The sequence below is a fragment of the Streptomyces sp. NPDC006872 genome (assembly GCF_040635845.1).
In the GTDB taxonomy this organism is placed as follows: Bacteria; Actinomycetota; Actinomycetes; order Streptomycetales; family Streptomycetaceae; genus Streptomyces.
This window is the reverse complement of sequence record NZ_JBEYIL010000003.1, coordinates 327,404-352,045: the sequence shown is the minus strand read 5'-3', so window position 1 is coordinate 352,045 and position 24,642 is coordinate 327,404. Positions and strand designations below refer to the sequence as shown.

The window sequence follows — 24,642 nt, the reverse complement described above, 5'->3', positions numbered from 1 at the left end:
ATAACGACGGAGGCCCGGAGGACATTCCCTCCGGGCCTCGCGGCCGATCTCGACTAAGTTGTGGGAACCCTATGGCATGTCTGTGACAGCCAGGGAGCGGAAACGTTCGGGGAGCGGACCCGGGAAGGCCCTCAGCCGTACATCCGCCGCATGGCAAATTCGACCATCTGTTCGACAGCCTTGGCGTCGAACACCATCCGGTGCTCGCCCTCCATGTCGAGGACGAAGCCGTAGCCGGTGGGCAGGAGGTCGATGACCTCGGCCCCCATGACCACGAAGTACTTGGACTCCTTGCCCGCGTACCGGCGCAGTTCCTTGAGGCTGGTGAACATCGGGATCACCGGCTGCTGGGTGTTGTGCAGGGCGAGGAAACCGGGGTTGTCGCCGCGCGGGCAGTAGACCTTGGAGGTCGCGAAGACCTGCTGGAAGTCCTCGGCGGCCAACTGCCCGGTGGTGAAGGCCCGTACCGCGTCCGCCAGGGACGGCGGGGACGGCTCCGGGTAGAGCGGCGGCTGCTGGCCGTACCCGCCATGACCGCCGGGCATCTGCTGCTGCGGCGGCGGGGCGTACTGCTGCTGCGCGGCGCCCCCGTCCATGGGCTGGCCGTATCCGTACATGAGCGCAAGCGTACCGAGACGGGTCCGCCCCCGGGCGAGGTAGACCCTTCTCACACTTGGCCGAGTAGGGGTTGCGACTTATTACCGACGGGTAGCATCATCGTAGCTACTTGCTACTTGTTGGTACGTGAACTAGCGCGAGGATCCACCAGTGCCTCGCCGATCTCTCTAACGGATCATGGAGCCGTCGTCATGGGGCACTACAAGTCGAATCTCCGCGACATCGAGTTCAACCTCTTCGAAGTACTGGGGCGCGACAAGCTGTACGGCACCGGCCCGTTCGAGGAGATGGACACCGAGACCGCGAAGAGCATCCTCGACGAGCTGACCCGCCTCTCGGAGAACGAGCTGGCCGAGTCCTTCGCCGACGCCGACCGCAACCCGCCGGTCTTCGACCCGGAGACCAACACCGCGCCGGTTCCCGCGTCCTTCAAGAAGAGCTATCAGGCGTTCATGGACTCCGAGTACTGGCGGCTCGGCCTGCCCGAGGGGATCGGCGGCACCACCGCCCCGCCGTCGCTGATCTGGTCGTACGCGGAACTGATCCTCGGCGCGAACCCGGCCGTGTGGATGTACTCCTCCGGCCCGGCGTTCGCCGGCATCCTCTACGACGAGGGCAACGACGTCCAGAAGAAGATCGCGCAGCTCGCCGTCGACCGGCAGTGGGGCTCCACGATGGTCCTCACCGAGCCGGACGCCGGCTCGGACGTCGGCGCCGGCCGCACGAAGGCGGTCCAGCAGGAGGACGGCTCCTGGCACATCGAGGGCGTCAAGCGCTTCATCACGTCCGGCGAGCACGACATGTCGGAGAACATCCTCCACTACGTCCTCGCCCGCCCCGAGGGCGCCGGCCCCGGCACCAAGGGCCTGTCCCTCTTCATGGTCCCGAAGACGCTCTTCGACTTCGAGACCGGCGAGCTGGGCGAGCGCAACGGCGTCTACGCCACGAACGTCGAGCACAAGATGGGCCTGAAGGCCTCCAACACCTGCGAGATGACGTTCGGCGACCGGCACCCCGCCAAGGGCTGGCTGATCGGCGACAAGCACGACGGCATCCGCCAGATGTTCCGCATCATCGAGTTCGCCCGGATGATGGTCGGCACGAAGGCGATCTCCACGCTGTCGACGGGCTACCTCAACGCCCTCGAGTACGCCAAGGAGCGCGTCCAGGGTTCCGACCTCGCGGCCTTCGGCGACAAGGCCGCGCCCAAGGTCACCATCACCCACCACCCCGACGTGCGCCGCTCGCTGATCACGCAGAAGGCGTACGCGGAGGGCATGCGCGCCCTCGTCCTCTACACGGCCTCCGTGCAGGACGCGATCGCCGTGAAGGAGGCGAACGGCGAGGACGCGAAGACCGAGCACGCGCTCAACGACCTGCTCCTGCCGATCGTCAAGGGCTACGGCTCCGAGAAGGGCTACGAGCAGCTCGCACAGTCCCTGCAGACCTTCGGCGGCTCCGGCTTCCTGCAGGAGTACCCGATCGAGCAGTACATCCGCGACGCCAAGATCGACACCCTGTACGAGGGCACCACCGCGATCCAGGGCCAGGACTTCTTCTTCCGGAAGATCGTCCGCAACCAGGGCGCGGCACTCAACTCCCTCGCCGAGGACATCAAGAAGTTCCTGGCGCTCGGGACGGGCGGCGAGGAGCTGTCCTCGGCCCGTGAGCACCTGGCGAAGGCGGCCGTCGAGCTGGAGGCCATCGTCGGCCTGATGCTCACCGACCTCGCCGCGACCGAGCAGGACGTCAAGAACATCTACAAGGTGGGCCTGAACACCACCCGCCTGCTGCTCGCCTCCGGTGACGTGATCGTCGGCTACCTGCTCCTCAAGGGCGCGGCGGTCGCCGCCGAGAAGCTGGAGACGGCCTCGGCGAAGGACAAGGCGTTCTACACCGGCAAGATCGCGGCGGCGAAGTTCTTCGCGGCCAACGTGCTGCCGGGCGTCACGCTGGCCCGCAAGATCGCCGCGGACGTCGAGCTCGACCTGATGGAGCTGGACGAGGCGGCCTTCTAAGCCCCCCCTCCGGGACAACTGCCGGACCCGTTCCGGGGTCAGGGCTGTCCTACTCTCGCAACCGGGCAACACTCCACATCGTCCTCACGAGGGCCCGCTCCCATCGCCGGGAGCGGGCTCTCGTACGTCGTTAAGGTGAACACCATGAGCGAACCCCACCGCTTCGACCGCGGCCACACCGACGATCTCATGACGTTCCTGACGGCGAGCCCGTCGCCGTACCACGCCGTGGCGAACGCGGCCGAGCGCCTGGAGAAGGCCGGTTTCCGACAGGTCTCGGAGACGGACGCCTGGGACGGCACGTCGGGCGGCCGGTATGTACTGCGCGGGGGCGCGATCGTGGCCTGGTACGTCCCCGAGGGCGCCACGCCGCACACACCGTTCCGGATCATCGGCGCGCACACCGACTCCCCGAACCTGCGCGTCAAGCCGCTGCCCGACACCGGCACGCAGGGCTGGCGCCAGGTGGCCGTGGAGATCTACGGCGGCCCGTTGCTCAACTCCTGGCTCGACCGGGACCTGGGGCTGGCCGGCCGGTTGACCCTGCGCGACGGCTCGACCCGCCTCGTCGACGTGGGCCGCCCGCTCCTGAGGGTCCCCCAACTGGCCATCCACCTCGACCGGTCGGTCAACAACGACGGCCTCAAGCTCGACAAGCAGCGCCACCTCCAGCCCGTCTGGGGCCTGGGCAACGACGTGCGCGACGGCGACCTCATCGCCTTCCTGGAGCAGGAGTCCGGGCTCGCCCCGGGCCAGGTCACCGGCTGGGACCTGATGGTGCACTCCGTGGAGCCGCCCGCCTACCTGGGCCGCGACGAGGAGCTGGTGGCCGGCCCGCGCATGGACAACCTGCTGTCGGTGCACGCCGGCACGGCGGCGCTGACGGCCGTGGCGACCGGCGGTCAGAAGCTGCCGTACATCCCGGTGCTGGCCGCCTTCGACCACGAGGAGAACGGCTCGCAGTCGGACACGGGCGCGGACGGACCGCTGCTGGGCAATGTGCTGGAACGTTCTGTCTTCGCGCGCGGAGGCTCGTTCGAGGACCGGGCGCGAGCCTTCGCGGGCACCGTCTGTCTGTCTTCCGACACCGGTCACGCCGTCCATCCCAACTACGCGGAGCGGCACGACCCGACGCACCATCCGCGGGTCAACGGCGGGCCGATCCTCAAGGTCAACGTCAACAACCGGTACGCGACGGACGGCACCGGGCGCGCGATCTTCGCCGCCGCCTGCGAGAAGGCGGGCGTACCGTTCCAGTCCTTCGTCTCCAACAACTCCATGCCCTGCGGCACGACCATCGGCCCGATCACCGCGGCCCGGCACGGCATCCGCACGGTCGACATCGGCGTGGCCATCCTGTCGATGCACAGCGCACGGGAGCTGTGCGGCGACGCCGACCCGTATCTGTTGGCCAACGCTCTGGTGGCATTCCTGGAGGGCTAGGGCCACCCGGATGCGGTGGCCGGAACGTCCGGCCACCGCCGGTGTCCGACGATCCGCAGGGCGTCTGACGACCCGACAGATAGGACATCTTTAAGCATTTTGTAAGACTGGGGACCTTGTGCCCTTGTGTGAATATCGTGAAGACTTCGAGGCCTTGAGGCCCGGGGGGTGGAGCTGCCGGGCCGGCACATCAGCACCTCGGGGGGACGCGCACCGTGCTCGAACTCGCGGCCTCCCACGGCCCGCGGCCGCGCCGCGCGCGCCGACACGCCGCCCGCCGCGCCCACGCCGCCCCCGAGGCGCCGGACGGCAGACCGCGCCTCGCGGTCCTGATACCGGCCCACAACGAAGCGGACCGTATCGCCGCCGCCGTCGAGGGCCTGTGGGACCAGACCCGACGGCCGGACCTCATCGTCGTGGTCTGCGACAACTGCACCGACGAGACCGCCGGGATCGCCGCCGCCCACGGCGCGCAGGTCTTCCACACCGAGGACAACACCCACAAGAAGGCCGGCGCGCTCAACCAGGCCATCGCCTGGATCCTGCCCCACATGGACGACCGGGACCTGCTGCTCGTCCAGGACGCCGACACGGTCCTCAACCCGTGGTTCGCCGAGACCGCCCTCGCCACCTTCAACCGCAAGGTCGGCGCCGTCGGCGGCGTCTTCTACGGCGAGGACGGCGGCGGCTTCCTCGGCCTGCTCCAGCGCATGGAGTTCCACCGTTACGCGTGGGAACTGGAGCGCACCGGCGGCAAGGCGCAGGTCCTCACCGGCACCGGCACCATGTTCCGCGCCCGCGTCCTGCGCGAGGTGCGCGCCGCCCGCCGCGCCGGGGTCATCGGCGGCGGCACCGGCTACTACAGCCTCGCCTCGCTCACCGAGGACGACGAGATGACCAAGGCGGTCAAGACCCTCGGCTACCGCGCCATGTCCCCGGCGGGCTGCGAGGTCACCACCGAGGTCATGCCCAGCCTGGGCAAACTGTGGCACCAGCGGCTGCGCTGGCAGCGCGGTGCCCTGGAGAACCTGCGCGACTACGGCTGGACCAAGGTCACCGCCCGCTACTTCCTCCAGCAGTTCCTGATGGGCTTCGGCGCGCTGTCGTTCCTGATCTACCTCGTCTACATGACGACGTACACGACGCTGTACGGCTGGCCCGGCTTCTCGCCGTTCTGGACGGCGATCGGCCTGATCTTCGTGGTCGAGAAGACCGTCTCCGTACGCCGCGCCGGGCCCAGGGCCGTACTGGTCGCGGCGCTGATGATCCCGGAGATGCTCTACGACCTCTTCCAGCACGCCGTCTACTTCTCCTCGCTGTGGGGGCTGTTGCGCCGCAGCGAGGAGAAGTGGGTGGCCACCTGATCCCGCCCCCCACGCATCCACCTCGAACCCACCTCGAACCCATCCCGCTAGGAGAAGCACGATGTACGGAAGAGTGATCGGCGCCGGCACCACCGGCGCGGGCGGCGCCACGCTGGCGGCCACCGGACTGTGGCTGAACAGCATGGCGCTGCTCGTCACGGCCACCACGCTGGTGGCCGCGGGCATGGCCCTCTACAAGCTGGCCCCGCGCCCGCGCCGCCGCTGACCCCCGCGCCTGTCGGGGGCCGTTCAGGGAGTCAGGACCGTCCCGGCCAGCTGTAGTCGTAGGTCAGGGAGAAGGTGCGGGAAATCCACTCCCTGGTCGGCTCCCCAGGGGCCGGTCGGGCGGCCGTGTCGGCGATGGCGGCCCGTACCGCGGCCAGTTCCGAGGAGCAGTCGTCGGCGGTGAGCAGGACTCCGGCCCGCAGGGTGAGTTCGTGGACTTTCCGGTACGTCCACGCGGGCGCGAATCCCATGTTCAGGTAGGGGAGGTCGGCGGCTGTGCCGCTGCCGATGAGCAGGCGTCCGGTGAAGGCCGTCGGAACATCCGTCCCCCGGTAGTGCCACTCATCCTCCCGCCGGGGGCGCACACCGCCCAACGGGGGCGGCTCGGCGTCCGACCCGAGTCGGAGTCCCCGCAACACCAGGCGCCGCTCGACGACGGCGTACTCGCAGATGTAGCCGCGGTAGCAGCCGGTATGCATCGGCCCTGGCCCAAGACCGTGCTCGGCGGGGTCGAAAAGACCCACGCCGTCGACGGCGGTCACCCAGAACCGTCTTCCGCCGAAGAGCACCACGTCGGGCGCCTGTGCAGTCATGGCCACAGGCTATGGCCCCGGAAGGCTCAGAGCGCGTGCCCCGTCGTCGCGTCCACATGCGCCGGGACGGCCTCGTGCCGGTCGCCGACCGTTGACGTGCCGGTCGGTTCGAGGACGAGGATCTCGGTGGCCACGGGCGCGTACGGCTTGTGTTCGATGCCACGCGGGACAGTGAAGACGGAGCCCTTGGGAAGAGTCACGGTGCGCTCGCCCGCCGCCTCGCGCAGGGAGATCCGGAGCTCCCCCTCCAAGACCAGGAAGAACTCGTCCGTGTCGTCGTGGACGTGCCAGAGGTGCTCGCCCTCGACCTTGGCCACGCGGACGTCGTAGTCGTTGACGGTGGTGACGATGCGGGGGCTCCACTGCTGGGTGAAGGACGCGAGGGCGGCGGAGAGCGCGATGGGTTCCATGGGTTCCATGCGCTCATCGTCGGCCGTGGCGAGCCGGCCCTGCGAGTGCTAGGAATCGCATATGCCGAAAGGATCCTCGCAGCACACCCCGCACAGAGTCGCCGTCATCGTCGACGAGGGGACGAATCCCTTCGAGGTCGGGGTCGCCACCGAACTGTTCGGGCTCCCGAGGCCCGAACTCGGGCTGCCCGGACCTCTGTACACGGTGACGCTCTGCGCGCCCACCCCCGACGTGCGCATGAACCACGGGTTCTTCACCGTCACGGGAGTGCCGGGGCTGGACGCCGTGGACGACGCGGACACCCTCGTCGTACCCGGCCGTCCCGACAACGTCGTACCGCGCGGGGACGACGTCCTCGACGCGATCCGGCGCACCCACGCGCGCGGGGCGCGGGTGATGAGCCTGTGCACCGGCAGCTTCGCGCTCGCCGAGGCGGGAGTGCTGGACGGCCGCCGCGCCACCACGCACTGGATGTGGGCCGACCTCTTCCGCACGCTGCATCCCGGCGTACGGCTCGAACCCGACGTCCTCTTCATCGACGAGGGCGACGTCCTGACCGCCGCGGGCAGCGCCGCCGCGCTCGACCTCGGGCTGTACGTCGTACGGCGGGACCACGGCGCGGAGATCGCCAACGCGGTGTCGCGCCGGCTGGTGTTCGCCGCGCACCGCGACGGCGGCCAGCGGCAGTTCGTGGAACGGCCGCTGCCGGACGTCCCCGACGAGTCGCTGGCACCCCTGCTGACCTGGGCGCGGAAGCGGCTGGGGGAGCCGCTGACGGTGGCGGGGATGGCGGCGCGCGCAGCCGTCTCCCCCGCCACCCTGCACCGCCGCTTCCGCGCCCAGCTCGGCACGACCCCGCTGGCCTGGCTCACGGGGGAACGGGTGGCGCTCGCCTGCCGGCTGATCGAGCGGGGCGAGGAGCGCCTGGACGTGGTGGCGGCGAGGGCCGGACTGGGGACGGCCGCCAACCTACGCGCGCGCGTGCGGCGCGAGACGGGACTCAGCCCATCGGCCTACAGACGGCGTTTCGGACCGGCCTCCGGGGAACCGGTGACGACATGAGATTCCTCGTGCGCGACCGGCTCCTCGGCTTCGGTGACGACTACTGGATCGAGAACGACCGTGGCGACAGGGTGTACCTGGTCGACGGCAAGGCCATGCGGCTGCGGGACACCTTCGAGCTGAAGGACACCAGCGGGCGGGTCCTGATCGACATCCACCAGAAGATGCTCGCCCTGCGGGACACCATGGTGATCGAACGGGACGGCGCACCGCTGGCCACCATCCGGCGCAAGCGGCTGTCGTTGCTGCGCCACCACTATCGGGTCGCCCTGGCGGACGGCCGCACCGAACTCGACGTCAGCGGCAAGATCCTCGCCCGGGAGTTCGCGATCGAGTACGACGGCGAACTGCTGGCCGTCGTCTCCCGGCGGTGGCTGCACGTCCGCGAGACGTACGGCGTCGACGTCGTCCGGGAGGACGCGGATCAGGCGCTGCTCATCGCGGTGACGGTGTGCGTGATCCACCTGGCCGAGAAGGAGCGGGGGAACGACTGACACCGGGAGGGCTAGGAGGCTTCTCGGGGGCACCCGGCGTCCGACTGAGTCATCGTCCATCCGTCCCCGAGCACCTGGACACTCGTGGGTGCGGAGGCGGTTTCCGCATCAGCGCCGGAAGGAGCCGCCAGGGCACCCTCGCCCTGGTCCACGGCCGCGGGCTGCGCGGCGACCGGCTCAGCCGTGAGCGCCACCGTGCACGCCAACTGCAGCATGGCCGGATGGCTGAGCGGAGGAACGTTTTCGGGGAGCTGGACGGAGATGGTGAGATCGCTCTCGATCGCGACGTCCGGTGCATCCGTCAGGCGGGGCAGTTCCGTGGTGGCCGTCCCGGCCTCGCTCGCGATCGGTCCGCCGAACAGCAGGCGCACGACGACCCCGAGGTCCCCGCGGTCGTCGACCTCGCGGGGGTAGGGCGTCAGATCGCCGTCGTGCAGGAAATAGAGGCGGATGACGCTGGGCACCTTCGGACGCGGAGCAGCCATGCCGCTCGCCGGCGGGCCGGCCTGGATGACGTCGGACGGGGGGACCCCGCACGCCGCCAGTGTGAGCACGGCCGTGAGCCCGATCAGCAGCGCCGGTACGCGCGAGCCCTTCACCGGGCACCTCCTGCGGCGTCGCTGGCGTCGTCGTCGGCGTCGGCGTCGGCTGCGGAATCGCGGTGCAGGGGGAGTTCGACCGTGAACGCCGCACCGCCCCCGGCCGGATTCGCCGCACTGATGCGTCCGCCGTGCAGACGAACGTTCTCCGCCGTGATGGCCAGGCCCAGTCCGCTGCTCTCGCTCCTGGTCCGTGAGGTGCTCGCCTTGTAGAAACGTTCGAAGATGTGCGGCATGGCTTCCTCGGCGATCCCCGGTCCGTTGTCGGTCACTGTGATCACGGCCCACGCCACGTCCGCCCGCTCCTCCCGCACGCCCAGGGTCAGCCGCACCGGCGGCGCCCCGTGCCGCAGCGCGTTGCCGACCAGATTGGCCATCACCACGTCGAGCCGGCGCGGATCCACGCGCGCCCGGAGCACGCCCGGTGGGGGCAGCCGGGTCTCCACCCGGCCCTGCCAGCCCCGGGCGGAGAGGGTGCGCCGTACGGACTCGGCCAGGTCGATCTCGTCCAGGTTGAGTTCGGCCGCGCCCGCGTCGAAGCGGGAGACCTCCATCAGGTCTCCCACCAGCCCGCTCAGCCGGTTCGTTCCCTCGCTGATGAGCCGCAACGCGTCACTCGTCTCGTGGTCCAGGTTCAGCGCCTTCTCGTCGAGTACGTCGGTGACCGCCGACATCGCCGCCAGCGGCGTCCGCAGTTCATGGGAGACGTCCGCGACGAAGCGGCGCGCCTGGGCCTCCAGGCGGCGCAACTCCGCGACCGACTGCTCCAGTGCGGCCGCCGTGTCGTTGAAGGACCGCGAGAGGTCGGCCAGTTCGTCGGAACCGTTGACGGCCAGCCGGACGTCGAGGTGCCCCTCGGCCATCCGGTCCGTGGCCCGGCGCAACGCCCGCACGGGGCGCAGTACGCCGCTCGCGGCCAGCAGCGCCAGGCCGACGGCGAGGCCCAGTGTCACCAGGGTGGCGCGCTCGATGCCGCTGACCATCGCTTCGACGTAGGCCTGTTCGGTGTCCTGCGGCACCACCAGGTACAGCACGAGCCCCGAGAGCCTGGCGTCCATGCCCTCGCCGGGGTTGTACGTGACCGGCATTCCGACGACGAGAAAGGGACGCCCGTCGGCGCTCACCCGCTGGAACACCGCGGCGCGCTGGGTTCGTACGGACCGGAGCAGTCCCGGACTCAGCTTGTCGAACTCGGGACTCGGCGCGGCGGCGCGGAGGCTGCCGTACGTGGCCAGTACCCGCCACCCCTGTGACTGGTTGGCCTGGAGCAGCTGGTCCACCACCCTCTGCAGGTCCGACTGGCCCGGATTCGGCGGAGCATAGGCAGCCACGGCATTGTGGACGCTGGTGCGGAACTGCTGGATGACGGAGTCCTGGCTCTGCTGCAGCACCCCCGTGCGCGCCTCCCGGAAGGCGAGGGCTCCGGTGCTCAGGGCACTGGTCACAGCCACCAGGGCGAAGGCCGCCACCAGGCGGCGGCGCAGGCCGCCCCACGCCGGCGGGACGCGCGCCAGGACCGCCCGAAGGACCCGCACCGGCCCGGTGCCCCGCCCGCCGCTCACCGGGAACCGAAGCGGTACCCGAAGCCGCGTACGGTCTGGATGTACCGGGGATCCCCGCCCAGCTCACCGAGCTTGCCGCGCAGGCGCTTCACACAGGCGTCCACGAGCCGTATGTCCCCGTAGTAGCTGTGCTCCCAGACCGCTTCCAGCAGCTCCTGGCGGCTGAACACCCGGCCCGGCGAGGCCGACAGGGTCAGCAGCAGCCGGAACTCTGAGGGGGCGAGTGCGACGGGTTCACCGCGGTGGGTCACCGCGAGCCCGACGCGGTCGATGACCAGCTCGCCGTGCGACTCCGCCCTGGGACGGACGCCGTCGGAGAGCGACGCGTCGTGACTGCGCAGTACGGCCCGTATGCGCGCGTCGAGCACCCGGGCGTGCACGGGCTTGACGACGTAGTCGTCGGCGCCGGCCTCCAGCCCTGTGACGACGTCGTTGTCGTCCCCCATGGCGGTCACCATGATGATCGGCACCTGGCCGCGCTCCCTTATCCGCCGGCATACGTCGAGGCCGGAGATGCCGGGCAGCATGAGGTCGAGCACGACGACGTCCGGGCGGAAGGGGCGGAGCTGTTCCAGTCCCTCTTCACCGGTTCCGGCGGCGAAGACCTCATGCCCCTGGTGTCGCAGCGCCAGGCGGACGGCATCACGGACGTCCAGGTCGTCTTCGATCATCAGGACACGCGGCATTCCGGGAGTGTAGGCGGACCGCGTTCGGCGACCGTCCCGGAAGGAGCCCCTCCCCGAAGGCCGTTACAGAAGGGTCATCATCCGAACCAGAGACGATCAACTCCGGTCACCACGCTGGAGTTCATGGAGAGAATGCCTGGATCCCGCGCTGTTCGGAAACTGGCCGTGGCGGTGAGTCTGCTGCCGCTGCTGGCGGCTTGCGGAGCGGACGGCGAGACCGCCTCCGCCGGGAAGGAATCGGCCGGGTCGGCGGGGCAACTCGACGTTCCCGCGGACGCCGGTGCGGAGCTCAAGAACCAGTACCTCGTGGAGAACGCGATCGCAGACTGCATGAAGGAGCAGGGGTTCACCTATACCGCCGTCGCCCCCATCGATCCCGCGTCCACCTGGGCCACCGACGGGGCGGACTACGAACTCACCAAGAAGTTCCGGCAGAAGTACGGCTTCGGTTACACCGCGCGCGCCGTCTACCCCGACGACCCCGAGCTGGTGGGCGACAGGTCGGCGAACGAACCCTCGGACAACGCGAAATACGTCGAAACGCTCACTCCCGCACAGAAGACCGTCTACGACAAGGCGCTCGGATCCGTCCCGGGCTCGGAGAAAGGCCAGAACGACTGGACCGGTTGCCTGGCAACGGCCAACAAGAAGGTGTACGGCTCCACGTCGCCCAAGGAGCTGCTGGACGCGTCGTCACGGAGCCAGGAGAACGCACAGGCACTCAACGGTGATCAGAAGCTGGTCGGCCTCGCGCAGTCGTACGCCTCGTGTCTGAAGCGGGACGGCATCCCCGTCACGACCACGCAACCGACCAGCATCGGGGAAATGGTGAAACTCCAGGCGTCCTCGTCCGCTCCCCCCGGTGGCGGTGGCGCCGCCGCCGCGGAGAACCCCGACGGGACCTCCACGGAATCCATGAGCAAGGAGGAGGCTCTGCCGCTGCTCACCAAGGAGATCGCCCTGGCGATGAAGGACCTGGAGTGCGGCAAGGACTTCCGGGCCGCCTACTTCCCGAAGTTCTTCAAGAACCCGGGATCCACCGGTGCCGGGTGAACCGTCGTCCCGAGCACCGAGGCGGCGCCGGGAGAGTGGGAGCAGCCGTCCCAGGCAGCTGGGGATCATCGTCGCCTCGGTGGCGCTGGTGGGAGCCGGCGGGTGGTTCGCCGGATCGCGGATGCAGTCGCCGGCCGATGCCGCCGCCGCACGTCAGCCCCCGAAGGCCGGACCGGTCACCGTCGCGGTCGAGCGCCGGTCGCTGACCGCGAGTGTGGTGGCCCAGGGCTCGGTGGAGTTCGCCTCACCGCAGAGCCTGGCCCTGGCCGGGCCCGTCGGCCCCCCGGATTCCGGCTCCGGGGGATCAGGGTCCACCGACGCCGTCGTCCAGCGGGTCACCAAGGCACCGGTCGCCGGGTCGGAGGTGAAGGAGGGCGACGTGCTGATGCAGGTGAGCGGGCGACCGGTCCTGGTGCTGCGCGGATCCGTACCGATGTACCGCACGCTGGGTCCCGGCACGTCCGGGGACGATGTCAAGCAGCTCGAACGGGCCCTGACCCGGCTCGGGTTCAACCCCGGTGGGGCCACCGGGCAGTACGGGCAGGAGGATGCCGCGGCGGTGAGCCGCTGGTACAAGAGCAAGGGCTTTGTCGCGCAGGAGCCCGGCGTTGCGGACAAGCAGCAGCTGGGAACGCTGGAAGCGGCTGTGACCACCGCGCAGCAGGCCCTCCTCTCGGCCCGGAACCCGGGCGACGACACCGAGGGGTCCGGCAGCGGTACGGACACCGGTGACGAAGCCGGAAAGCTCCAGCTCAAGGCAGCACAGCAGCAGTTGGACGCGGCCAACGACGCGCTCTTTGCCTTCCGGGCCGGCTACGGAACCAAAGTCCCCGCGGGTGAGCTGGTCTTCCTGCCGGATCTGCCGGCCCGGCTGGACAAGGTGGCGGTGAAGACCGGTGACACCCCGTCCGGACCGGTCGGCACGGTGACCAGCTCCAAGGTCGTGGTGCGGGCCGTGGTGCAGGCCAGTGACGCCAAGTTGCTCCACAAGGGCATGACAGCGCAGGTGGAGACGCCCGACGGCAAGAAGGTGAAGGGGGAACTCGTGGCACTGGGCGACGATGTGCCGAAGATCGACACGACGGGCGGTCAAACCTCGCAGGGAACAACGATTGACGTGAGTGATGACGCGTCGGCTCCCGTGCCGGTGCAGATCTCCGTCCCGTCGGGGGATCTGGCCAAGAACGCCAACGGATCCGCGAAGGTGACCATCAAGGTGGGCTCGTCGGACGGTGACGTGCTGGCCGTGCCCATCGCCGCGCTGCACACATCGGCCGACGGACAGGCCAGGGTGCGGGTCCGACGCGGCGGCAAGGTGGTGGACGTCAAGGTCGAGGCGGGTCTCTCGGCGGAGGGACAGGTGGAGGTCACACCGTCCGGTGATGCCCTGAAGGCGGGCGATCAGGTGGTGATCGGACAGTGACCGGCCCGCCGGCGTCCGCCTTGCCGGCATCCGGCCCACCGACATCCGGCCCACCTGCATCCGGTCCGCTGACATCCGTCATGCCCGACGCGGACACGGACACGGTCATCCGACTCGTCTCCGTCGACCGGACCTTCGACTCCGAACCGCCGGTGCACGCCCTGCGGGACGTGAACCTGACCCTCCGGCGCGGCGAGCACCTGTCGATCGTCGGCCCGTCCGGCTCCGGCAAGTCGACGCTGCTCAACACCCTGGGGCTGCTGGACCGCCCCACCTCGGGCACCTACTGGCTCGACGGGGTGGAGACCAACCGGCTCGGCGACCTGGAGCGCACCTCGCTGCGCGGCAGCCGGATCGGGTTCGTCTTCCAGTCCTTCCATCTGCTGCCCTACCGGACGGTGGACGAGAACGTCATGCTCGCCGAGGCCTACCGCCGGCCGCGCCCCGGGCGCGGCCGGGCCGGCCGCCGCACCAGAGCCGAGGAGGCGCTGGAACGGGTGGGCCTGGCGCACCGGTCCGGCTTCCGGCCCGACCGGCTCTCCGGTGGTGAGAGGCAGCGGGTGGCGATCGCCCGGGCGCTGATGAGCGAGCCCGCCCTGCTGCTCTGCGACGAGCCCACCGGCAACCTCGACAGTGAGAACACCGAGTCCGTGCTCGATCTCTTCGACCAACTGTCCGAACAGGGCATGACCCTGGTCGTGATCACCCATGAGGAGGCGGTCAGCAAGCGGGCCGACCGGCGGGTCAGGATCAATGACGGGCTGCTCACGGAGGAGAGCCGATGAGGGCCGCACGGCGCCGTGCCAGGACCAAGGGCATCGAGCGTCCCTGGATGGACTTCAGGGACCTGTGGACCGAGGCGCTGGCAGCGGTCCTCGCCCGTCCGACGCGCTCCGCCCTGACCACACTGGGCACGGTTCTGGGCATCACCACCCTGGTCATCACCATCGGGGTCTCGGCCACGGCGGGCAATCAGATCGTCGGCCGGTTCGACGCCCTCACCGCCACTTCGGTCACCGTGGAGGTACCAGGGCCGGCCGGCTCCGTCCCGCTCGTCGACTGGTCGGGGGTGAACGCGGTCCGGCAGCTGGCCGGGGTCGAGTCGGTGGCGGCGATCGCGGACTCCACCGACACCGCGAGCGTCCAGGTACGTGCGAACGACGTGGTCTCCCCGGGGGACGTCACCGACCAGACCATGGCGGTTCTCGCCGCGTCCCCCACGCTGCCCGCCGCGGTGCGCGGCAGGATGACCACCGGGCGCTTCTTCGACGACGGCAACATCGCCCGGCACGACCGAGTGGCGGTGCTCGGCGACCAGGCCGCACGACTCCTCGGCATCAACTCGGTACGGGACTCCCCCGCGGTCTTCCTGAAGGGCCAGGCCTACACCGTGATCGGGATCCTCGGTGACGCCGAGCGGGAACAGCAGCTCTCCACCGGGGTGATCCTTCCGCCCACGACGGCCGAGGACCAGTTGGGCCTGGGAACGGTGACCCGGGTGCTGATCAACACCGCGCTCGGCGCGGCGAACCAGGTCGCCCACCAGGCGCCGATCGCGCTGGCTCCCGGCACCGAGGACGCCCTCGCCGTCACGGCGCCGCCGGACCCGGCCAAGGCACGCAAGGGAGTGCAGGGCGACGTCAACGGCCTGTTCCTGGTACTCGGACTGGTCTCGCTGGTGGTCGGGGCCATCGGCATCGCCAACGTGACACTGGTGACGGTCATGGAGCGGATCGGGGAGATCGGACTGCGCCGCGCCCTCGGCGCCTCGCGACGACAGGTCGCCGGCCAGTTCCTGGTGGAGTCGACGACCATCGGACTCCTCGGCGGCGTCATCGGCGCCGTGCTGGGCATGGTCGTCGTGGTGGCCGTCTCCGCCGTCAGGGACTGGACTCCGGTCCTGGACGTCCGTCTCGCTTTCGGCGCCCCGGTCGCCGGAGCCCTCGTCGGACTCCTGGCGGGTCTCTACCCGTCACTGCGGGCCTCCCGCATGGAACCCGTCGACGCTCTTCGCTCCTAGGACCTGTCCTAGGGGAGTGCCGCCCGGCCGGGCAGGTCCCGGTCGGGACCTGCCCGGCCGGGCGTGCCGCAGACGGATCGAAACCGAGGCCGGCCGTCGGCGGATCCGTCAGGGACTACTGCGCACCGGCCGCCGCAGGCCCAGCACCCGGTCCTTCAGGGCCGGGAACTGCTCCCTCGTCGTCGCGACCTTCGCGGGGTCGAACTCGACCGTCAGGACCTCCTCGTCCGGGCCCGCCTCCGCCAGCACCTCGCCCCACGGATCGACCACGATCGAGTGACCCGCCTGTGGAACTCCGGCGTGCGTGCCGGCCGTTCCACACGCAAGCACGAACGCCTGGTTCTCGACCGCCCGCGCCTGGGCCAGCAGCGTCCAGTGCGCCCGGCGGCGCTCCGGCCAGCCCGCGGGGATCACGAGGGTCTCGGCGCCGGCGTCGACGAGACCGCGGAAGAGTTCGGGGAAACGGAGGTCGTAACAGGTGGCGAGGCCGACGGTCGTCTCGGGAAGGCGGACGGTCACGAGCTCCTCGCCCGCGCCCATCAGCACGGCCTCGCCCTTGTCGAAGCCGAAGCGGTGGATCTTGCGATAGGCGGCGACCGGCTCACCGGAGGGGGAGAAGACGAGAGACGTGTTGTACAGGGAGCCCTCGGGGTCCCGCTCCGGGATCGAGCCCGCGTGCAGCCAGACACCCGCGTCGCTCGCGGCCTTGGCCATCGCCTCGTACGTCGGCCCCTCCAGGGGCTCGGCCTCGCTGCCGAACTCCTCATAGGCGAACGCGCCGGTCGTCCACAGCTCAGGCAGCACCACGAGGTCGGCGGCGCCGGCCTGCTCTCTTACCAGCGCGGCGACCCGCACCCGCCGCGATTCGACCGATTCGCCCTCTTCTACGGCGATCTGGATCAGAGAGGCGCGCACAGTACCACCGTCCTGGCATTCGAGTAGGCCACACAGGCCTACGATCGTCACACGAAAGCACTGCCGGGGTGCCTCACAGCAGCGTAACTTAGCGTTTCAAAACACCCGTCGACACCCGCCGACGTCCGCCGACATCCGCCACCTCCCGCTGGCAACGCCGCCACAACCCACCCGAGTACCGACCGCCGAGGGGTCCCGTTTCCGTGAGTCTGCATCCCACCCTCCAGCCCTACGCCGACGCCTGGACCCACTCCATCGAAGCGATATCCGAGCTGGTGCTGCCGTTGGTCGAGGCGGACTGGAACCGCCGGACACCGTGCCCCGGCTGGTCGGTACGCGACATCGTGTCGCATGTCATCGGGCTGGACTGCGAGATGTACGGCGACCCGCGCCCCATCCACACCCTCCCTCGTGACCTGTACCACGTCACCAACGACATCCAGCGCTACATGGAGATGCAGGTCGACGTCCGCCGCCACCACACGGCGCCGGAGATGACGTCGGAGCTGGAGTACACGGTCATCCGCCGCAACCGGCAGCTGCGCAACGAGTCGCGTCAGCCCACCCAGGTGGTGCGCGGCCCGCTCGGCACCGAGCTCACGCTCGAGGAGTCCATGCGGGGCCACGCGTTCAACGTGTGGGTGCACGAGCAGGATCTGCGCGCCTCCCTCGGCCGCCCCGGCAACCTCGACTCCCCCGGCGCGCACATCGCCCGTGACGCGCTGCTGGCCGCGCTCCCGGCGGTCGTCGCCGAGAAGTCCGGCGCCCCGCGCAGCTCCGCGGTCGTCTTCGACGTGCACGGACCGATCGAGTTCCTGCGCACCATCCGCGTCGACATCAACGGCCGCGGCACCCTGGAGACGGCCCCCGCGCTCGGCCCTGCCGCCGCGTTCACCCTCGACTGGGAGACGTACGTCCGGCTGGCCTGCGGCCGGGTGACGGCGGAGGCGGTCGCGGACCGGGTGAAGGCGGAGGGGGAGCCGGAGCTGACGGCGGCGATCCTGCGGAACTTCGCGGTCACGAAGTAGGACACGCTCGCCGCGGGGGGTGCGGTGGCGAACAGAACGGGCCCGTCGTGAGGATCACGACGGGCCCGTTCTGTTCCGACCGACTGGTCAGTGCTGGTCGCCGAGGCGTCAGCCCAGCTTGGCGAAGCCGTAGTTCAGCAGCTTCGTCGCGTCGGTGGCGCGCACCGACGCCGACGTGGACGCCAGCACCGTGCCCACGACGGTCTTGCCGTTGCGGGTGGCGGCGAAGACGAGGCAGTACTTCGCCTCCGGGCCGGAGCCCGTCTTCAGGCCGATCGCGCCGCTGTAGGTGGTCAGCAGCGTGTTGGTGTTGGTCCAGGCCGCCATGGTGCGGGTGGAACCGGTCTTGGTGATCGTCTTGGCCGTGTACGACTTGGTCTTGACGATCGCGCGGAAGTTCGAGCTCTTCATCGCGTTGATGCCGAGCTTCGTCAGGTCCTGGGCGGTCGAGTAGTTCGAACCGTTGCCGATGCCGTCGAACGAGTCGAACTTCGTGTTCGTCATGCCCAGCGCCTTCGCCGTGGTGTTCATCTTGCCGATGAACGACTTCACACGAGCGGCGCGGGTCGTGCCGGTGCCGAACTTGTCGGCCAGCGCGTACGCGGCGTCACAGCCGGACGGCAGCATCAGCCCGTAGAGCAGCTGACGGACGGTGACCTTGTCGCCGACGATGAGTCGGGCCGACGAGGCGCCCTTCGCCACGATGTAGTCGCTGTACGCCTTCTGGATGGTGACCTTGGCGTCCAGGTTCAGGTTCGCCTGGGACAGCACGATCTTGGCGGTCATGATCTTCGTGGTGGAACCGATGGAGAGCTTGGTGGTTCCGGCCTTGTTGTACAGGGCGGCACCGGTCGCGTTGTTCGCCACGAAGCCGGTCTTGGCGGCGATCGTGGGGACCGTAACTGCTTGTGCGGGTGCCGCGGTGAGGGCTCCGGTCGCGAGCACTGCGCCGGCCGTGAAGGCAACGGCTGCGGCCCTGCGGACTCGGATACCCTTTGTGGCGGTTATCAACTTAAATACCCCGATTACGTCGGAATGCCCCTGCGGTGCGGCCGAGTTGGAAAGACAAAGAAGAAGGGGCCGCACGTGTGTGACACGTAAGTAGCACACAAGGTTGTGCGCCTGCTGGGTCGAATTTCCGATTACTCGCCGAAACTCTTACCCGTCGCTCACCGTTGGTTCCGCATTCTGGACCGGTCCCCCCGATGCGTACGTGTTGTATCTATCCTGTGGGCATGCAGTCCTCCGCCCCGCCCGTCCCCACTGCTTCCGCCCCCTCGGCCACGACCGTTCCCGCGGCCACGACCGTTCCCGCACCCGCTTCCGTCTCCGTCTCCGTCAAGCAGCCGCCCGCCGCCGACCGTGTGTACGCCCACGTCAAACAGGGTGTCCTGGACCGCCGTTACCAGGGCGGCACCCTCCTCACCGAGGGAGAGCTCGCCGAGGCCGTGGGGGTCTCGCGCACACCGGTGCGGGAGGCGCTGCTGCGGCTGGAGGTGGAGGGGCTGATCAAGCTCTACCCCAAGAAGGGCGCCCTGGTCCTGCCGGTCTCCGCACAGGAGATCGCGGACGTCGTGGAGACCCGTCTGTTGGTGGAGGAGCACGCGGCGCGCAAGGCGGTCCCCGCGTCGGCCGCTCTGATCGAGCGGCTGGAAGAACTGCTCGCCAAGCAGAAGGAGCAGGCCGCGGCGGGCGACCTGGCCGCGGCCGCCGTGACCGACCGCTGCTTCCACGCGGAGATCGTCCGCAGCGGCGGAAACGAGATCCTGTCGAGGCTGTACGACCAACTCCGCGACCGCCAGCTGCGGATGGGGGTCGCCATCATGCACTCGCACCCCGACCGGATCGCCAAGACGCTCACCGAGCACGAGGAGATCCTCTCGGCACTGCGCGCCGGCGACGCCGAGCGGGCCGTCGAGATCGTGCACCGGCACGTCGACTGGTTCTCCCACCTGGCCCGCGGGGAGGTCCGGTGAGCGCCGGCGGCGCCCGCAGCGCGAACTCCACCCTTCCGGGTGACCCGCCCGGCGGACGGCGCGCGATCGCCGTCTGGGGCATCGGCGTCTCGGTCTACTTCGTCGCGGTCATCTTCCGTACCTCGCTGGGGGTGGCCGGTCTCGACGCCGCCGACCGCTTCCATGTGAACGCCTCCGCCCTGTCGACCTTCTCGATCCTCCAGCTCCTCGTCTACGCGGGCATGCAGATACCGGTGGGGCTGCTGGTCGACCGGCTCGGCACCAAGAAGGTGCTGACCATCGGCGTCGTGCTGTTCACGGCCGGCCAGCTCGGCTTCGCCTTCTCCCCGTCCTACGGCACGGCCCTCGCCTCGCGCGCACTGCTCGGCTGCGGGGACGCGATGACGTTCATCAGCGTGCTGCGGCTGGGCACCCGGTGGTTCCCGGCGCGCCGCGGACCGCTGGTCGCCCAGTGCGCGGGCCTCGCGGGGATGGCGGGCAACCTGGTCTCCACCCTCGTCCTGGCCCGCCTGCTGCACGGCATCGGCTGGACGGCCGCCTTCGCGGGCAGCGCGCTCGCGGGAGTGGTGGTCCTGGTCCTTCTGCTGCTCTTCCTGAAGGACCACCCCGAGGGCCATGAGCCCGAGCCGTTCCCGCACCACGGCGCGGCGTACGTGCGTCGGCAGATCGCCGCGTCCTGGCGTGAGCCCGGCACGCGGCTCGGCCTGTGGGTGCACTTCACCACCCAGTTCCCGGCGATGGTGTTCCTGCTCCTGTGGGGCCTGCCGTTCCTGGTGGAGGCACAGGGACTGTCACGGGCGACGGCCGGCGAACTGCTCACGCTCGTGGTCCTGTGCAACATGGTGGTGGGCCTGGTCTACGGCCAGATCGTCGCCCGCCACCACGAGGCACGGCTCCCGCTGGCCCTGGGCACGGTGGGCGCGACGGCCCTGATCTGGGCGACCACGCTGGTCTACCCCGGCGACCGGGCGCCGATGTGGCTGCTCGTCACGCTCTGCGCGGTCCTCGGCGCGTGCGGCCCCGCCTCCATGCTCGGCTTCGACTTCGCCCGCCCGGCGAACCCGCCCGAGCGCCAGGGAACCGCGTCCGGCATCACGAACATGGGCGGCTTCGTGGCGTCGATGACGACGCTCTTCGCGGTCGGCGTGCTGCTGGACGCGACCGGCGGCAACTACCGGATCGCCTTCTCCTGCGTCTTCGTCCTCCAGGCGCTCGGCGTCAGCCAGATCCTGCGCCTGCGCAAGCGGGCGGCCCGCCGGGAACGGGAACGCCTGGTGGCAAGCCGGGTGGAGACGGTCCACGTACCGGCGTAGGCACGGCTGACGGTTCGACGCGGAGGTTCGACGCGAACGTTCGACCGTAGGCACGGCTGACGGTTCGACGCGAACGTTCGACGCGGACCCGGCCGCGGACGGTACGAGGTGACCGTCCGCGGCCGCTGTCGCTGCCGCTACCCCCAGGTGATCAGCTGCTTCGGCTGCTCCAGGATCGCCGCCACGTCCGCCAGCACCTTCGAGCCCAGTTCGCCGTCCACCAGCCGGTGGTCGAAGCTCAGCGCCAGTGTCGTCACCTGACGCGGCTTCACCTTGCCCTTGTGGACCCACGGCTGGAGCTTGATCGCGCCGACCGCGAGGATCGCGGACTCACCGGGGTTGAGGATCGGTGTGCCGGTGTCGACGCCGAAGACGCCGACGTTGGTGATGGTCACCGTGCCGCCCTGCATCGCGGCCGGGGACGTCTTTCCGTCCCTCGCCGTCGACACCAACTCGCCCAGGGACTCCGCCAGCTGCGGCAGCGTCTTGCTGTGGGCGTCCTTGATGTTCGGGACCAGCAGCCCCCGAGGGGTGGCGGCCGCGATGCCCAGGTTGACGTAGTGCTTGACCACGATCTCCTGCGCCGCCTCGTCCCAGGAGGCGTTGATCTCCGGGTGGCGTCTGATGGCGACCAGCAGGGCCTTGGCGATGATCAGGAGCGGGTTGACCCTGAGGCCGTGCAGGTCCTTGTCCTGCTTGAGCTCCTCGACCAGCTTCAGCGTGCGCGTCACGTCGATCGTCACGAACTCCGTGACATGCGGCGCGGTGAACGCCGAGCCGACCATCGCCGCCGCCGTCGCCTTGCGGACGCCCTTGACCGGGACCCGGGTCTCACGCGCCGTGTCGTACGACGCCGGTGCCAACGCCACGGGCGCGGCCGCGGGGGCCGTGACCTGCGCCTGCACCGTCTGCGTCACCGGCTCGGCCGTCGGAGCGACCGGGGCCGCCGCCGCGTGGACGTCCTCGCGGGTGATGATGCCGTCCGGGCCGGACGGGGCCACCGTGGCGAGGTCGACGCCCAGGTCCTTGGCCAGCTTGCGCACCGGCGGCTTGGCCAGCGGGCGCTCCTTCACGGCGGGCGCACTGCCGTGGCCGTTCAGCTCCGTCAACACCGTGTCCGGGACCTGCGGGAGCGTGACCTCCGGGCCCTTGCGCGGACGCCGCTTGGTCGAGGACACGGCCACGCCGTACCCGACGAGCACCGGCTGGCGACCGGAGCCGGCGGGCTTCGCCGCCGCAGGCTTCTTCTCCGCGGCCGCCGAGGCCGTCGGCGCCTCCGCCTGTGTCTGCGTCTGCGCGGGCAGCTCGGCGACCGGGGTACCGGACTGGCCGGTCGCCCCGCCCGCCACGTCCACCGCGATGATCGACGTGCCCACGTCGACCGTGGTGCCCTCGGGGAAGTGCAGCTCGCGCACCACCCCGTCGTAGGGGATGGGCAGCTCGACGGCGGCCTTGGCCGTCTCCACCTCGCACACCACCTGGCCGTCCGTCACCGTGTCGCCGGGCTGGACGTACCACTTGAGGATCTCGGCCTCGGTGAGCCCCTCGCCCACGTCGGGCATCTTGAACTCGCGTACGGACGCTTCCGTCATCGTCGTCACGACCCTCTCCTCAGTACGCCAGGGCACGGTCGACGGCGTCGAGCACCCGGTCCAGGCCAGGCAGGTACTCCTCCTCCAGGCGCGCCGGCGGGTACGGGGCGTGATAGCCGCCGACCCGCAGAACGGGTGCCTCCAGGTGGTAGAAGCAGCGCTCGGTGATCCGGGCGGCGATCTCCGCGCCCGAGCCGAAGAACACCGGCGCCTCGTGGACGACGACCAGGCGGCGGGTCTTCTCGACCGACGCCTGGATCGAGTCGAAGTCCAGCGGGGACACCGAGCGCAGGTCCAGGACCTCCAGGTTCTTGCCCTCCTCGGCGGCCGCGGCGGCGACCTCCTGGCAGAGCTTCACCATCGGGCCGTAGGCGACGAGGGTCAGGTCGGTGCCCTCACGGACGACCTGGGCCTTGTGCAGCGGGCCCGGGATCGCCTCGGTGTCGACCGCGGCCTTGTCCCAGTAGCGCCGCTTGGGCTCGAAGAAGATCACCGGGTCGTCGCTCTGGATGGCCTGCTGCATCATCCAGTACGCGTCGGACGCGTTGGACGGGGAGACGATCTTCAGACCCGACACATGCGCGAAGAGGGCTTCGGGCGACTCCGAGTGGTGCTCGACCGCGCCGATCCCGCCGCCGTAGGGGATGCGGACGACGACCGGGAGCTTGACCTTGCCCAGGGAACGCGCGTGCATCTTCGCGAGCTGGGTGACGATCTGGTCGTAGGCCGGGAAGACGAAGCCGTCGAACTGGATCTCCACCACCGGGCGGTAGCCGCGCAGGGCCAGTCCGATGGCCGTGCCGACGATGCCCGACTCCGCGAGCGGGGTGTCGATGACGCGGCTCTCGCCGAAGTCCTTCTGCAGGCCGTCGGTGACCCGGAAGACGCCGCCGAGCTTGCCGACGTCCTCTCCCATGATCAGGACCTTGGGGTCCGCCTCCAGGGCGCGGCGCAGCGACTCGTTGATCGCCTTGGCCAGGGCCAGGTTCTTGGACGTCACGCTGTCCGCCATGTCAGTTTCCCCCCTCGTCCGCGAACGACGCCTGGTAGGCGGCGAACTGGGCCCGCTCCTCGTCGACGAGCGCGTGCCCGTCCGCGTACACGTTCTCGAAGATGGCGAAGTGGTCCGGGTCCGGCATGGCACGGACCGCTTCGCGCACTCGTCTGCCCAACGCCTCGCTCTCCGCGTCGAGTTCCGCGAAGAATCCCTCGTCCGTGTGGTTTGAGGCCTCGAGGTGGCGGCGAAGACGCAGGATCGGGTCCTTCGCCTCCCAGGACTCGCGCTCCTCGTCGGCCCGGTACTTCGTCGGGTCGTCGGAGGTGGTGTGGGCGCCCATGCGGTACGTGTACGCCTCGACGAGGGTGGGGCCCTCGCCGTTGCGGGCCCGCTCCAGCGCCCACCGGGTGACCGCGAGGCAGGCCAGGACGTCGTTGCCGTCGACGCGGACGCCCGGGAAGCCGTAGCCCTGCGCGCGCTGGTAGAGCGGGACGCGGGTCTGCTTCTCGGTGGGCTCGGAGATCGCCCACTGGTTGTTCTGGCAGAAGAACACGACCGGGGCGTTGTAGACCGCGGAGAAGGTGAACGATTCAGCCACGTCGCCCTGGCTGGAGGCGCCGTCGCCGAAGTAGGCGATCACCGCGCTGTCCGCGCCGTCCTTGGCGACGCCCATCGCGTAGCCCGTCGCGTGCAGCGTCTGGGAGCCGATGACGATGGTGTAGAGGTGGAAGTTGTTGCTGTTGGGGTCCCAGCCGCCGTTGTTCACGCCGCGGAACATGCCCAGCAGGTTGGTCGGGTCGACCCCGCGGCACCAGGCGACGCCGTGCTCGCGGTAGGTCGGGAAGACGTAGTCGTCGTCGCGCAGGGCCCGGCCGGAGCCGATCTGGGCGGCCTCCTGGCCGAGCAGCGAGGCCCACAGACCCAGTTCGCCCTGGCGCTGCAGGGAGGTGGCCTCGGCGTCGAAACGACGGGTGAGCACCATGTCGCGGTAGAGGCCGCGGAGGTCTTCGGGGGTGACACCGGCGACGTACTCGGCGTACTCGGCGTTCTTGCTGTTCTTGACCCGCTTGCCCTCGGGCGTCAGCAGCTGCACGAGCTCGGGCTCGGCGCTCTTCCTGGCGGCGGTGCGGGTGCGCTCGGTGCCGGTGGCGCCGGCCTTGCCTCCTGCGCTGCGTCGCGGCTTACGCGCGGCAGTGCTCTCCACGGTCACGTGTGCTCCTCCGTCGGTCCGGCCCCCGGGGTTGCCGGGT

The 24,642-nt window shown here is 70.0% G+C and carries 24 protein-coding genes; 13 read left to right on the top strand and 11 right to left on the bottom strand.

Translation table 11 applies throughout. The annotated features are described in order from the left end of the window. Positions 1-131: 131 nt before the first annotated feature. Positions 132-617, bottom strand: a complete 486-nt coding sequence (locus tag ABZ725_RS10585; protein WP_358802316.1) for an SseB family protein — start codon at positions 615-617, stop codon at positions 132-134. A 192-nt stretch (positions 618-809) separates the two neighbouring features. On the opposite strand from ABZ725_RS10585, the gene ABZ725_RS10580 reads away from it, so the two are divergent. The 4 genes from ABZ725_RS10580 (at position 810) to ABZ725_RS10565 (ending at position 5,669) form a co-directional block, all read left to right on the top strand. Then, positions 810-2,636 (top strand): acyl-CoA dehydrogenase, encoded by a 1,827-nt coding sequence (locus ABZ725_RS10580; protein WP_358802315.1) that lies wholly within the window; start codon positions 810-812, stop codon positions 2,634-2,636. 144 nt (positions 2,637-2,780) lie between these two features. After that, the gene (locus ABZ725_RS10575; RefSeq protein WP_351905760.1) at positions 2,781-4,079 is read left to right on the top strand and encodes a M18 family aminopeptidase; all 1,299 of its coding nucleotides are present in this window, start codon (positions 2,781-2,783) and stop codon (positions 4,077-4,079) included. Positions 4,080-4,294: 215 nt separating this feature from the next. Next, on the top strand, positions 4,295-5,443 hold the full coding sequence (locus ABZ725_RS10570) for a glycosyltransferase family 2 protein (RefSeq protein ID WP_358802314.1): 1,149 nt from the start codon (positions 4,295-4,297) through the stop codon (positions 5,441-5,443). A 61-nt stretch (positions 5,444-5,504) separates the two neighbouring features. Beyond that, positions 5,505-5,669 carry a hypothetical protein gene (locus ABZ725_RS10565; protein WP_334578730.1) on the top strand — a complete coding sequence of 55 codons (165 nt, stop codon included), beginning with the start codon at positions 5,505-5,507 and terminating at the stop codon, positions 5,667-5,669. Between the two features lie 31 nt (positions 5,670-5,700). Here the strand turns inward: ABZ725_RS10565 and ABZ725_RS10560 are convergent, their stop codons facing one another. After that, the gene (locus ABZ725_RS10560; RefSeq protein ID WP_358802313.1) at positions 5,701-6,261 is read right to left on the bottom strand and encodes a hypothetical protein; all 561 of its coding nucleotides are present in this window, start codon (positions 6,259-6,261) and stop codon (positions 5,701-5,703) included. Positions 6,262-6,287: 26 nt separating this feature from the next. Then, positions 6,288-6,680 (bottom strand): cupin domain-containing protein, encoded by a 393-nt coding sequence (locus ABZ725_RS10555; RefSeq protein WP_358802312.1) that lies wholly within the window; start codon positions 6,678-6,680, stop codon positions 6,288-6,290. 52 nt (positions 6,681-6,732) lie between these two features. Between ABZ725_RS10555 and ABZ725_RS10550 the strand changes: the two genes are divergently transcribed. Continuing rightward, positions 6,733-7,734, top strand: a complete 1,002-nt coding sequence (locus ABZ725_RS10550; RefSeq protein WP_358802311.1) for a helix-turn-helix domain-containing protein — start codon at positions 6,733-6,735, stop codon at positions 7,732-7,734. After that, entirely contained in the window at positions 7,731-8,228 is a 498-nt protein-coding gene (locus ABZ725_RS10545) for an LURP-one-related family protein (protein WP_358802310.1), read from the top strand. The genes ABZ725_RS10550 and ABZ725_RS10545 overlap by 4 nt, the downstream gene beginning before the upstream one ends. An 11-nt stretch (positions 8,229-8,239) precedes the next feature. Here ABZ725_RS10545 and ABZ725_RS10540 read toward each other — a convergent pair whose 3' ends face one another. Genes ABZ725_RS10540 through ABZ725_RS10530 form a run of 3 tightly spaced genes read right to left on the bottom strand, consistent with a single transcriptional unit; the run spans position 8,240 to position 11,075 of the window. Further along, positions 8,240-8,827 (bottom strand): hypothetical protein, encoded by a 588-nt coding sequence (locus ABZ725_RS10540; protein WP_358802309.1) that lies wholly within the window; start codon positions 8,825-8,827, stop codon positions 8,240-8,242. Continuing rightward, on the bottom strand, positions 8,824-10,389 hold the full coding sequence (locus ABZ725_RS10535) for a HAMP domain-containing sensor histidine kinase (protein ID WP_358802308.1): 1,566 nt from the start codon (positions 10,387-10,389) through the stop codon (positions 8,824-8,826). The genes ABZ725_RS10540 and ABZ725_RS10535 overlap by 4 nt, the downstream gene beginning before the upstream one ends. Then, positions 10,386-11,075 carry a response regulator transcription factor gene (locus ABZ725_RS10530; RefSeq protein ID WP_358802307.1) on the bottom strand — a complete coding sequence of 230 codons (690 nt, stop codon included), beginning with the start codon at positions 11,073-11,075 and terminating at the stop codon, positions 10,386-10,388. Before ABZ725_RS10530 ends, ABZ725_RS10535 begins: the two co-directional genes overlap by 4 nt. Before the next feature lie 132 nt (positions 11,076-11,207). On the opposite strand from ABZ725_RS10530, the gene ABZ725_RS10525 reads away from it, so the two are divergent. The 4 genes from ABZ725_RS10525 (at position 11,208) to ABZ725_RS10510 (ending at position 15,571) form a co-directional block, all read left to right on the top strand. Beyond that, positions 11,208-12,128 (top strand): hypothetical protein, encoded by a 921-nt coding sequence (locus ABZ725_RS10525; RefSeq protein ID WP_358802306.1) that lies wholly within the window; start codon positions 11,208-11,210, stop codon positions 12,126-12,128. A gap of 79 nt (positions 12,129-12,207) precedes the next feature. Further along, positions 12,208-13,551, top strand: a complete 1,344-nt coding sequence (locus tag ABZ725_RS10520) for a peptidoglycan-binding protein (RefSeq protein WP_358802305.1) — start codon at positions 12,208-12,210, stop codon at positions 13,549-13,551. Between the two features lie 80 nt (positions 13,552-13,631). Continuing rightward, positions 13,632-14,336 carry an ABC transporter ATP-binding protein gene (locus ABZ725_RS10515; protein WP_358802304.1) on the top strand — a complete coding sequence of 235 codons (705 nt, stop codon included), beginning with the start codon at positions 13,632-13,634 and terminating at the stop codon, positions 14,334-14,336. After that, a complete protein-coding gene (locus ABZ725_RS10510) occupies positions 14,333-15,571 on the top strand; it encodes an ABC transporter permease (RefSeq protein ID WP_358802303.1) in 1,239 nt (412 codons plus the stop codon). Before ABZ725_RS10515 ends, ABZ725_RS10510 begins: the two co-directional genes overlap by 4 nt. Positions 15,572-15,679: 108 nt before the next feature. Here ABZ725_RS10510 and ABZ725_RS10505 read toward each other — a convergent pair whose 3' ends face one another. Continuing rightward, a complete protein-coding gene (locus tag ABZ725_RS10505; protein WP_358802302.1) occupies positions 15,680-16,486 on the bottom strand; it encodes a carbon-nitrogen family hydrolase in 807 nt (268 codons plus the stop codon). A gap of 203 nt (positions 16,487-16,689) precedes the next feature. On the opposite strand from ABZ725_RS10505, the gene ABZ725_RS10500 reads away from it, so the two are divergent. Continuing rightward, the gene (locus tag ABZ725_RS10500; RefSeq protein ID WP_351905719.1) at positions 16,690-17,514 is read left to right on the top strand and encodes a maleylpyruvate isomerase family mycothiol-dependent enzyme; all 825 of its coding nucleotides are present in this window, start codon (positions 16,690-16,692) and stop codon (positions 17,512-17,514) included. A gap of 108 nt (positions 17,515-17,622) precedes the next feature. On the opposite strand, the gene ABZ725_RS10495 is transcribed toward ABZ725_RS10500, so the two are convergent. After that, positions 17,623-18,525: a D-alanyl-D-alanine carboxypeptidase gene (locus tag ABZ725_RS10495; protein WP_358802301.1), complete on the bottom strand. Its 903-nt coding sequence runs from the start codon at positions 18,523-18,525 to the stop codon at positions 17,623-17,625. Between the two features lie 224 nt (positions 18,526-18,749). On the opposite strand from ABZ725_RS10495, the gene ABZ725_RS10490 reads away from it, so the two are divergent. Then, complete coding sequence (locus ABZ725_RS10490) at positions 18,750-19,490, top strand: GntR family transcriptional regulator (RefSeq protein WP_358802300.1); 741 nt, start codon at positions 18,750-18,752, stop codon at positions 19,488-19,490. A 65-nt stretch (positions 19,491-19,555) separates the two neighbouring features. Further along, entirely contained in the window at positions 19,556-20,803 is a 1,248-nt protein-coding gene (locus tag ABZ725_RS10485; protein WP_358802749.1) for an MFS transporter, read from the top strand. A 137-nt stretch (positions 20,804-20,940) separates the two neighbouring features. On the opposite strand, the gene ABZ725_RS10480 is transcribed toward ABZ725_RS10485, so the two are convergent. The 3 genes from ABZ725_RS10480 to pdhA are packed head-to-tail and all read right to left on the bottom strand — an operon-like array spanning position 20,941 to position 24,602. Further along, entirely contained in the window at positions 20,941-22,404 is a 1,464-nt protein-coding gene (locus tag ABZ725_RS10480; RefSeq protein ID WP_358802299.1) for a dihydrolipoamide acetyltransferase family protein, read from the bottom strand. Between the two features lie 10 nt (positions 22,405-22,414). Beyond that, entirely contained in the window at positions 22,415-23,407 is a 993-nt protein-coding gene (locus ABZ725_RS10475; protein WP_351905705.1) for an alpha-ketoacid dehydrogenase subunit beta, read from the bottom strand. Between the two features lies 1 nt (position 23,408). Beyond that, a complete protein-coding gene (gene pdhA / locus ABZ725_RS10470) occupies positions 23,409-24,602 on the bottom strand; it encodes a pyruvate dehydrogenase (acetyl-transferring) E1 component subunit alpha (protein ID WP_351905702.1) in 1,194 nt (397 codons plus the stop codon). Between the last annotated feature and the right edge of the window lie 40 nt (positions 24,603-24,642).

Excerpts from the sequence above, each read along its gene's own strand:
- ABZ725_RS10555 (WP_358802312.1), bottom strand. The coding sequence starts at position 6,680 with ATGGAACCCATGGAACCCATCGCGCTCTCCGCCGCCCTCGCGTCCTTC.
- ABZ725_RS10565 (WP_334578730.1), top strand. The coding sequence starts at position 5,505 with ATGTACGGAAGAGTGATCGGCGCCGGCACCACCGGCGCGGGCGGCGCC.
- ABZ725_RS10510 (WP_358802303.1), top strand. The coding sequence starts at position 14,333 with ATGAGGGCCGCACGGCGCCGTGCCAGGACCAAGGGCATCGAGCGTCCC.
- ABZ725_RS10585 (WP_358802316.1), bottom strand. The coding sequence starts at position 617 with ATGTACGGATACGGCCAGCCCATGGACGGGGGCGCCGCGCAGCAGCAG.
- ABZ725_RS10545 (WP_358802310.1), top strand. The coding sequence starts at position 7,731 with ATGAGATTCCTCGTGCGCGACCGGCTCCTCGGCTTCGGTGACGACTAC.
- ABZ725_RS10550 (WP_358802311.1), top strand. The coding sequence starts at position 6,733 with ATGCCGAAAGGATCCTCGCAGCACACCCCGCACAGAGTCGCCGTCATC.
- ABZ725_RS10515 (WP_358802304.1), top strand. The coding sequence starts at position 13,632 with ATGCCCGACGCGGACACGGACACGGTCATCCGACTCGTCTCCGTCGAC.
- ABZ725_RS10525 (WP_358802306.1), top strand. The coding sequence starts at position 11,208 with ATGCCTGGATCCCGCGCTGTTCGGAAACTGGCCGTGGCGGTGAGTCTG.
- ABZ725_RS10580 (WP_358802315.1), top strand. The coding sequence starts at position 810 with ATGGGGCACTACAAGTCGAATCTCCGCGACATCGAGTTCAACCTCTTC.
- ABZ725_RS10560 (WP_358802313.1), bottom strand. The coding sequence starts at position 6,261 with ATGACTGCACAGGCGCCCGACGTGGTGCTCTTCGGCGGAAGACGGTTC.
- ABZ725_RS10475 (WP_351905705.1), bottom strand. The coding sequence starts at position 23,407 with ATGGCGGACAGCGTGACGTCCAAGAACCTGGCCCTGGCCAAGGCGATC.
- ABZ725_RS10490 (WP_358802300.1), top strand. The coding sequence starts at position 18,750 with ATGCAGTCCTCCGCCCCGCCCGTCCCCACTGCTTCCGCCCCCTCGGCC.
- ABZ725_RS10575 (WP_351905760.1), top strand. The coding sequence starts at position 2,781 with ATGAGCGAACCCCACCGCTTCGACCGCGGCCACACCGACGATCTCATG.
- ABZ725_RS10530 (WP_358802307.1), bottom strand. The coding sequence starts at position 11,075 with ATGCCGCGTGTCCTGATGATCGAAGACGACCTGGACGTCCGTGATGCC.